This is a genomic window from Candidatus Desulfolinea nitratireducens, from assembly GCF_982879505.1.
Genome location: NZ_CEYOSI010000119.1, coordinates 893 through 10,583 on the forward strand (window position 1 = coordinate 893; position 9,691 = coordinate 10,583).

A 9,691-nucleotide genomic window follows, 5' to 3' on the forward strand; every position below is an offset into this window, starting at 1 on the left:
GGCTTCGAGAACATTGATCTGCTCTTCGAGATCGTCAATTGCCTCGATGGATTCTTTTACATCGGCTTTGGCTTGTTGGGTCAGACGACGCTTTGTCAGCGAAGTCGTCAGACGTCGTCGCCGTCTGCTGAACATACTCAGAACATTCTCAGCATGAGTCCCCATCTCTTCCATTTTCCGATCATCGAGTTCATCTTCGTCCTGTCGCAGCTCACGCTCCTCCCTCTTCAGGCGATTTTCCAGCGTGGTTAGCTTGCGTTCATACTGTGTGCTGACCTTATCAATTTCAACATCCCGATTCTCGCGGGCTGCATCCGCACAAGCACGAATAAAATCGGATTTCGACATGTCTGGTCCAGCATAAACCTTCAATTTCAGATTTGTACGCGCCTTGATGGTTGTCGAGCGATAGAGCCAATCCTTGAAATCTTTTTGAAGAGCATTCATCTGCTTTGCAGTATTCAGTGGTGGCTCCAAACCAGCAAAACGGGATTGTGGCGCAGGCATTTTTGTCAATAGATCGCTTTTTACACGATCATAATCATCCCAGCGCAGCGATCCACGGTCGTCGGGATCAGTCACCAGCCGAGAGCGGGTGATCTCAGTGTCTACAGCATATTTTCGATCTAAAAATCGGACTGTGGCAGAAGCAATCAACGCTGGTCTATACAGGATGCCGACCTGCTCCGCGTCCTCACTCAGGGGGCGATTAGCGGCAGAAAATGCCTCGGTCAGACTTAAGTTGAAGGGCAAAAAATATTCGCCATTTCCGGATGGGATGGCGGGTCTCGTCTCGCTGCCTCCATCAAGGGAATCTTTGGCGCGGTTGCGTTCAGATCGCCTCGGTTTTCCATTAACGGGAACAGGCTGAAAATCCGAGAGCGAAGCGCCCGCAGCCTTGGGTTGGGTCGCCGTTTGAGAGGCATCCTCCGCCATCACAGACTCTGATTCCCACCTCGCCCCTGCGAGCTGATTCAAGGCCGGGATCTGCCTCCGTGTCATCGGCCCAGCAAGATAATTCATCGCCCAGCGTGTACGGAAAAGAGAGGGCTGTTTCTCGTGGACGTTATGCAAAATAAAAGAACGTTTTCCGAGACTGGAAATCAGCTTGTCGTATGCCCGCCGATTTAGCCCACCTGCCGCACTTTCCAACCCGTCAAGAAGACGAGCTTTATCCTGCTCAGTTTGCAGTTTGCCAATAAACCAGCTACCCGCATTGGAGAGAGCTTTGTAGTCGACATCGACGGGGTTTTGTGTGGCGAGGATCAGCCCAACACCAAACGCCCGCGCCTGCTTCAGCATCCGTAACAGTGGCGGCTTGGAGGGTGGGTTTTTCTGCGGCGGGAGGTAGCCGTATATTTCATCCATATAAAGCAGGGCACGCAGGGAAGTTGCCCCGCTCTGGGTGCGCATCCAGGTTTCAACAGCAGAAAAAAGGAGCGTGACGAAAAACATCCGCTCGGTCTCACTGAGATGCGCCAGATAAAATACGCTATGACGAGGCTTGCCTTCGGGCGTGAAAAGCAAATCCGGGATGTCGAGGGCTTGCCCTTCGCGCCAGGTCTCGAAAGAAGGTGCGGCAAGGATGGCGTTGAGCTGCATCACCAACGCTGTACGCTCCTTTGTCGGAAAGAAGGCATCCACGGAAAGCGCGCCAAGTTTATCAAAAGGAGGGTTTTGGGTTTGGAGGATCAATTCGGTCAGATCAAGACTGCGTCCGTTGCTCCAGGCATGTTCGAAAATATGCGAAAGGAGAATATGTTCTCTTGAACGGAGAGGATCTATATTGTTGAACCCTACCAAACCAAGCAGGGCGGTGACGGTGCTATTGATCTTTTCGCGCAGTATTTCGCGGTTTGATCTCCAATCCAAATCCGGGACAGCCAGGGATGATAAAACGCTGACAGGGATACCCGCATCTGAGCCAGGGGTGTAGACAGCAAATTGGGCTGCATTTTTCAGGGCACGCAAACGAGATGAAGTAATCCCCCATTTTGTAAGACCCGACTGCCAGGTTTTCGCGGTATCGGAAGCTGTTTCTTCAATACTTTTTCCGCTGCGACGCGCGCTTTCCGAATCTATCCAGGGTTGAAAATCCTGCGGGGCCAGGTTCGGGAAATGAAGCAGGAGATTGGTCAGATCTCCTTTTGGGTCAATGATCAGTGCGGGGATCCCCTGCAATGCGGCTTCTTCGAGCATTGTCACACAGAGTCCCGTTTTACCAGAGCCTGTCATTCCCGTCACGATTGCGTGAGTCGTCAGGTCAGGCGGATCGTAATAGAGGGCTTTTTCAGTTGGTTCGCTTTGGGGGTTTTCAAGGGTGCGGCCGAGATAGAATTGCTTATCAGACATGAAGGCTCCTGCGAAAATATCAGAACGAATGTGCTAGGCTAAATTTACCCGAAATTGAAGGAATTGGCAACCAGGTATCGTGCGATCAGCACCAGATTGCACCGAAAGGGACTACCCGAAGATTTTTCTCATAGCCTGCCGGGGTTGGTGTTGACTCTGGGTCAGTTGATGGCTCCCGCAAAGTCGGAATCTCTTCCCCGGACACACGTTCAAATTCCATCAGGAATTCCCGTGCAATTGCGATATTATGAATAACAAGTATATTCTCGTCATTACGTTCTTCTGCGCTGCGGCTGAAATTATACGAACCCGTTATCACGATTCGTTGATCAATGATAAAAACCTTATGATGCATCAAACCATCAATATTATCCTGACGCACATTCAGCCCAGCCTGCAGGAGGGAATCATATTCCCCGCCCTGATTTGACCTGGTCTGCGACTCATCAAACACTCCCGCAACGATCACCCCGCCTTGCGCACGCCTTTGAATGGCATCGGATATATCGTCAGATGTGAATGAAAATGCCATAAAATAAATACTCTCTTCTGCCTCATCCAGCAGGTCGATGATCACATCGGCAACGCCATCATCTGGTGAGAAATAAGTCTCAATAGTGGTCCCCTCCACTTTAATGCTCGGATTGGGTGTATCCGATACTGTATCAGGACCAAAGTGGTCATCCACATACATCTCGTCAAATTCTTTCTGGTAATTTTCCGCCAACTTCACCGAGTGGATGCGGAGCAAATTATTATTATCTTCATATCCACCACCGATCGTGAAATTCATCGAACCGACCCAAAGTTCCGATCGGTCGATGATCACAAATTTATCGTGCATCAACCCCTCGCGGCGGTCACCGATGATCGGGATGCCGGCCTCGATCAAATCCTGTGGGACGTCACGATCACGGTTATCGCTTTCCATCACGATCCGAACCTGTACCCCTCGATGATGAGCATCGATCAATGCATCCCGGATGCTCCACAGGCTGAAGCTATAGACTGCCAAATCCACGCTGAGGCGGGCGTCATCTATGGCGGCAGCAAGCTGACGGTCGGGTCCGCCACGGAGTGAATCCGCCTCGGGGTGAGAGGGATCAGTGAAATAGAGTTCGAACCAGCCACCATCCACCCCATATCCCACATCCAGAGGAATTTCTTTCAAATTCCCTCGCAGAATCACGGGTGTCTCAGTAGGTGGAATCTCGGCTGGATTCGGCTCACAGGCGGCCAATACAATAAAAAACAGTAGAATGGCTAGGGCTTTTATTCTCATGATTACCTCAGTAAATTTGATGATTGATTATACTGTGTGGGGTATAATTCTGCGTCTCCGAAAAGGGGCTCAATAGAAATTGCCAAATTCAATCTCTTCTTTTTCCATGGATAAACCCTTGAGCAAAAAACCCTTTAATGCCAACCGTCAGATAGCCCGTGCAGCAGGGACTGTCATGTTGGCTTTCGCCTTCGGACAGATCGTCGGTTTGCTGCGGCGCGTTCTCGTCGCGCAGGCATTTGGCGCCGGGGTTGAACTGGATGCTTTCATCGCAGCCAATCGCGTCTCCGAGACTCTTTTCAATCTTGTGGCGGGCGGCGCGTTGGGATCGGCTTTTATCCCGACATTTACGGGTTTCCTCGCCAGGGAGGATAAAAAATCTGCGTGGAAATTGGCGAGCGCGGTCGCCAACTGGGTCACCCTTGTCCTGAGCTTGCTGGCCGCGCTGGGAGCAGTTTTTGCACCCCAAATTGTCCGTCACGCCCTGGCCCCCGGATTTTCTGGCAACCCCGCCCAATTCGCATTAACGGTAACCCTGCTTCGCATTCAATTGGCTTCTGCGATTCTCTTCGGGTTAAGCGGCCTCATGATGGGAATTCTGAATTCGCATCAGGTTTTCCTGATCCCCGCGCTAACCCCATCCATGTATCAGTTGGGAATGATTTTCGGTGTTTTGGTTCTCACCCCGAAAATGGGGATTTACGGTCTCGCCTGGGGCGTGGTGATCGGCGCGCTTTTCCACCTTGTATTGCAAATTCCCAGCCTACTCAAAAAACGCGGGAAATATTCCCTCACCCTGGGAATTGGCAATGCGGCTGTAGCAGAAGTAATTCGTCTGATGGGACCACGTCTGCTGGGCGTAGCGGTTGTACAGCTTAATTTTTGGGTCAATACCTGGTTGGCCTCACGCATGGCGCCTGGCTCCGTCGCCGGGATCGAGTATGGCTTTGCCCTGATGTTGATGGCCCAGATCGCCATCGCCCAATCCATCGCAACGGCTGCAATGCCAACCTTCGCCGCGCAATACGCGCTGGGTAAACTTGATGATGTGCGCAGCTCACTTTCAGCGTCGATTCGGGGTGTCATCTTGCTTTCTGTTCCGGCCACAGTTGGACTAATTACCCTACGCGTACCCCTGATTACTCTCCTTTATCAGCGCGGGGAGTTTGATGCGCGCTCTACGGAGATCGTTGCCTGGGCATTGCTCTGGTACGCAATCGGATTGGTTGGGCATTCGGTGATGGAAATACTGGCCCGCGCCTTTTATGCCCTCCACGATACAAAAACACCTGTCCTGGTGGGGATCGGAGCGATGAGTCTGAATGTGGTTTTTAGCATCGCCTTTGCCGCACTGTTCGAGCGGATTGGCTGGATGCCGCACGGTGGTCTGGCGCTGGCAAATTCCCTCGCAACCGCGCTGGAAATGATCTTATTGATGATTTTGATGCGTAAACGCCTGAATGGACTGCACATTTCAAGCATCGCAAGAGGATTTGGTCAGGCAGCACTTGCTGCACTGGGGATGGGCATCGCGTTATTTTGGTGGAATCAGGCCAATAGCACGTCTGCACCGTGGCTTGTCGCTCTTGGCGGAATCGCAATTGGGGGAGTTATCTATCTTTTGGGGATCTGGGTTTTGAAAGTCCCCGAAATTCAACAGGTTGCGTCCATTATTCGTAGACGCTTTTCTTAACCGCCAGGACGGCAGGTTTTAAGAGCTTTTCCTGGCGTTTTGGCGGTTAATTCTTTACTCTTTTACCCGCTCAATTTTTGCCCCCAACGCCCTGAATTTTTCTTCCACATCTGCGTAGCCACGATCAATTTGGCTGATATTCCGAATGGTGGATTCTCCCTCGGCGGCCAGGGTTGCCAAAAGCAAAGCCATCCCCGCACGAATATCAGGGCTGTCTACCTTCTCGCCATAAAGTCGGGCAGGGCCCTGGACAATGCAGCGATAGGGATCACAGAGAATGATTTTTGCCCCCATCCCCACCAGTTTATCGGTGAAATACATCCGCCCTGAATACATCCAATCGTGGAACATGACCGTACCTTCCGATTGGGTTGCCACCGTAATGGCGATACTGATTAAATCAGTGGGAAAGGCGGGCCAGACATTGGTTTTGATCTCTGGAATCGCATCGCCATGATCGGTGATTATTTTCATCGATTGTTCGTTGGAGACAAGCAGATCATCACCATCCACTTCCCAGCATACCCCCAGGCGCTGCATGACCAGTTTGACCATATCCAGATATTGCACGCCGGCATTGTGGATGCGGATACTTCCTTTTGTGACCGCAGCCGCACCAACAAAACTGATCACCTCGAGGTAATCTGCGCCAATTGTAAATTCACCACCATGTAAATGAGAAACACCTTCAATATGGAGGGTGTTTGAGCCGATCTCCTCAATCTTTGCACCCAGAGTATTCAGCAGATGGCATAATTCCTGAATATGCGGCTCAGAAGCTGCATTCCGGATTACAGTTTTTCCTTTGGCAAGGACTGCCGCCATGACCGCATTTTCTGTAGCAGTTACGCTGGCCTCGTCCAATAGAATATCTGCACCGGTCAAACCATTGGCATGAAATTCAAAGACACGGTCAAAATTCACTTCTGCGCCGAGGGCTTCCAGCGCTAAAATATGGGTATCCAGCCTTCGTCGTCCGATCACATCTCCACCGGGAGGCGGCAAACGCAAATCGCCGAATCTCGCCGTTGTGGGGCCAGCCAGCAAGATGGAGGCACGAATGCGGCGGCTGAGTTCCATATCCAGCGCACGAGGATCAATATTTTTCGCGCTGATCTCCCAGGATGTATCCCCGACATCCTTCACTTCTGCACCCATGCTTTCAAGCAATATACGCATATCTTTTACATCGCGTATCTGGGGAATATTATTCAAAATGACCGGCTCATCAGTCAATAGTGTCGCTGCCAACATTGGCAGGGCTGCATTTTTATTCCCTGCAGGTCTTACCTCACCCTTGAGTGGAATACCGCCTTCGATTATGAACTTTTCCATCTTTCACTCCATTTTTTGAATTGCCAAAATTGTAAAGCAGAAGGGGAAATATTGCCAATCCGTACAAGGATGAGATTACAAAAGTGAAAGCACTATGCAAAATATTTACTTTATAATGAGGAACTATGAATATAACAATTGGAATCCCTCTGGCTTTGGGATGGGCTGCCGCCCTTCTCGTGAATTATCTCGCTGACGTTTTACCTGCCACGCGACGATTTACAACGCCTGCCTGTAAGCAGTGTGCCGCCAAATTCGCCTGGACAGATTATCTGCTTCTAAAAGGTTGTTCCGCTTGTAATCATCCCCGCGGCTGGCGAATGTGGATCACTCAAGTTCTTGGTGTGATGGCGACGATCTATATTTGGATTTCTCCACCGGATGGATTGGATTTTTGGCTTGGATTCGTCTTACTGATTTATCTCGCTGTTGTATTTGTCATTGATGTTGAACTACGTCTTATACTCCATCCAGTCAGTTATTTTGGCGTTCTTCTCGGTCTATTGGTCGGTATCAAACTGAATGGAATCCTCCCGACCTTGTTTGGCGGTGTGCTTGGATTTGGGATCATGTTTGGTCTATATTATTTTGGGGTTCTCTTTGCCCGCTGGATATCCAAACGACGTGGTGAAACCGTGATAGAAGAAGGGGATGCGCTAGGATATGGTGATGTAAACCTGGCTGGTGTTTTGGGACTTATGCTCGGTGGGAATATAATTTGGTTAGGTATTTTGATGGCGATCCTGGCAGGTGGATTGGTAAGTATTATCTATATCATTTGGATGTTGGCATTGAAACGCTACGAAGCTTTTGCTGCAATCCCTTACGCTCCCTTCCTGATTTTTTCCGCAATATTTTTTATATATTTTTAATTGTGTTACTAAACTCTTAGATAAATCATTCTTCCAGACTGGGCAAAGGTCCGGTTCCCAACCGATACCCAAATCCGCGCACGGTCAGGATATGCTCGGGAGTGGAAGGATCAGTCTCAAGCTTTTTTCGCAACATCAAAATATAGCGTCTTACCAGAGCAGTATCCTCTGACCGGTTCTTTCCCCAGACAGCCTGCACCAACTCCTCCTCTGAGGCTACTTTACCTTTACGCTTTACAAGCGCTTCAAGCAGGCGATATTCTGTAGGGGTCAGCTCAAGTGTTTTTTCCTCAAAGTAAGCCTGGTATTTTTCAGTATCCAGAGAGACCCTTCCATGAATTAAATAACCTGTCTTGGAGTCAGTACTCTTTACCCGGGCCAGCAATGCCTGGATACGCGCAACCAGCTCCTTGAAGCTAAAAGGTTTTGTGACATAATCATCAACACCTAACCGAAAACCACGCAATTTATCGGTCTCCGAGGTTTTGGCCGTCAGCATGATAATGGGGACATCGCTCATTTCACGGAGTCGGGCGCAAACCTCCCACCCATCCATCCCTGGCAACATTACATCCAGCAGAATGAGATCTGGATGCTGTTCGTAGGCCAGGTGCAAACCAGCCGATCCGCTTAGTGCACCGATAACCTCGAAATCGTCATCCGCTAGAAATTCACTTAGCAAGTGCACCAGGGTTGGGTCATCATCGATCAGCAAAATCCTATTCATTTTTTGCCACTTTCAATTTAAATGAAAATCTTGCCCCCCCATCGGAGGGCGCTTCAAAGGTTAGCGTACTGTCCATTTGCTCCAGCATACGTTGAGAGAGGTAAAGACCCAGGCCGTATCCGTAAACACTTTGTGAATCTTTTACGTCCAGTCGCTGGAAGCGGCCAAAAAGCAAGCTACGCTTCTCTTCCGGGATACCCGGCCCAAAGTCCCGAACATCAATGATTACCTGTCGTTTTTGCTGCTTTACAGACACAATCACAGATCCATCTGGTGCATATTTTAAAGCATTATCAACCAAATGCAGCAGAATACTTTCCAAAGCGTCTTTCGCCGCCCTCACTTTTGGTAATCCTGGTTGCAACTCAACTTTTATGCGGTCAACATTTTCTGATGCACCCCAATACTGAGTGATATGTTCGAATACAAGATCAAGTGACAATGGGGCAATGTCTAATTTTAGACTACCCGCTTCGATTGCAGATACATCCAGGATCGATTCGACAAAACGCGTCAATCTGCGGACTTCATTTTGCATCAATCCCAATGTATTTTTATCTTTTACCCGTCTTCTCGTTCTGGCAAGCATTAGTTCCAACCCACCACCCAGATTATTTAATGGATTTCTCAGCTCATGAGAAACCATGGAAACAAAATCGCTTTTAAGTTGATCGAGTTCTTGTAAGCTTTTGTTTTGTTCCTCAAGGCGGCTGTAGGCCTCCTCAAGAGTGGCTGTGCGCTCAGCCACTTTATCTTCCAAATCGTCATTAAGTTCTTCCAATTGAAGATGAACTGCGCGTAATTCTTCATAAGCAGATTGAATTTTATTGCGCTGGGTAATTTGATGGCTTAAATTATGGGCAACACCGGCAATCAAAACCTTCCGGGATTCTGTTTCCAATGGAGTAAGTGATAGTAAATAGGGAATATCGCGCTCACTCGAGCTTTTCTTTACTTCCAATGCTTCAGATATTTTTTTTTCTGAAACATTTCTAAGGGCGGATTCCGGAAATTCAGCAAATACAGATAATAGTGTTTGGATTTCTTCGCCCGGGTTTTCCAATCTTTGAAATGCCGGATTGCTGAGAATGATCTTGCCAGTTGCTTCACAAATAAATGCCGGATCTGCAAGGTTTTTAAATAATTCCCAATATTTATTTAATTCAGCTTCGCCGGCTCGTATCCCTAGGCGGATGATCAGCATCAGCCCAAGCAATAAACTCACCCAAACCCCTACAATGGAAAAGTTACCAGTTAGTCGCAGGTTTGCAAGTACGAACCAGAATAATGCCAACACCAAAGCAATTGGAAGCACTTTCTGAATTTGAACACTGCGTCCAGTTTCAAGCCGCCTTTGATAAAGGTTCATCTCTTTATCTTTAGTTTCCGCTAAGTGGCTTGTAAAAAGAGATGGTAATGGGTTCAAAACG

General features: G+C 48.9%; 7 protein-coding genes. 2 read left to right on the plus strand and 5 right to left on the minus strand.

Going from position 1 to position 9,691, the window contains the following annotated elements; all coding sequences use genetic code 11:
* Together AC3DOM_RS11155 and AC3DOM_RS11160 are read right to left on the minus strand one after the other, a co-directional pair.
* Window positions 1–2,352, minus strand: a 2,352-nt coding sequence (locus tag AC3DOM_RS11155; RefSeq protein ID WP_487919126.1) for an ATP-binding protein, incomplete at its 3' end; no start/stop codon positions are given.
* Window positions 2,353–2,437: 85 nt separating this feature from the next.
* On the minus strand, window positions 2,438–3,634 hold the full coding sequence (locus tag AC3DOM_RS11160; protein ID WP_487919127.1) for a phospholipase D-like domain-containing protein: 1,197 nt from the start codon (window positions 3,632–3,634) through the stop codon (window positions 2,438–2,440).
* A 118-nt stretch (window positions 3,635–3,752) separates the two neighbouring features.
* Between AC3DOM_RS11160 and murJ the strand changes: the two genes are divergently transcribed.
* The gene (gene murJ, locus AC3DOM_RS11165; RefSeq protein WP_487919128.1) at window positions 3,753–5,327 is read left to right on the plus strand and encodes a murein biosynthesis integral membrane protein MurJ; all 1,575 of its coding nucleotides are present in this window, start codon (window positions 3,753–3,755) and stop codon (window positions 5,325–5,327) included.
* A 54-nt stretch (window positions 5,328–5,381) separates the two neighbouring features.
* On the opposite strand, the gene murA is transcribed toward murJ, so the two are convergent.
* Complete coding sequence (murA, locus tag AC3DOM_RS11170) at window positions 5,382–6,662, minus strand: UDP-N-acetylglucosamine 1-carboxyvinyltransferase (RefSeq protein WP_487919129.1); 1,281 nt, start codon at window positions 6,660–6,662, stop codon at window positions 5,382–5,384.
* A gap of 125 nt (window positions 6,663–6,787) precedes the next feature.
* Here murA and AC3DOM_RS11175 point away from each other — a divergent pair, with 125 nt between their 5' ends.
* Window positions 6,788–7,534 (plus strand): prepilin peptidase, encoded by a 747-nt coding sequence (locus AC3DOM_RS11175; RefSeq protein WP_487919130.1) that lies wholly within the window; start codon window positions 6,788–6,790, stop codon window positions 7,532–7,534.
* 25 nt (window positions 7,535–7,559) lie between these two features.
* Here the strand turns inward: AC3DOM_RS11175 and AC3DOM_RS11180 are convergent, their stop codons facing one another.
* Together AC3DOM_RS11180 and AC3DOM_RS11185 are read right to left on the minus strand one after the other, a co-directional pair.
* A complete protein-coding gene (locus AC3DOM_RS11180; protein WP_487919131.1) occupies window positions 7,560–8,261 on the minus strand; it encodes a response regulator transcription factor in 702 nt (233 codons plus the stop codon).
* Window positions 8,254–9,691, minus strand: a 1,438-nt coding sequence (locus AC3DOM_RS11185) for a sensor histidine kinase (protein WP_487919132.1), incomplete at its 5' end; no start/stop codon positions are given. The genes AC3DOM_RS11185 and AC3DOM_RS11180, both read right to left, overlap by 8 nt.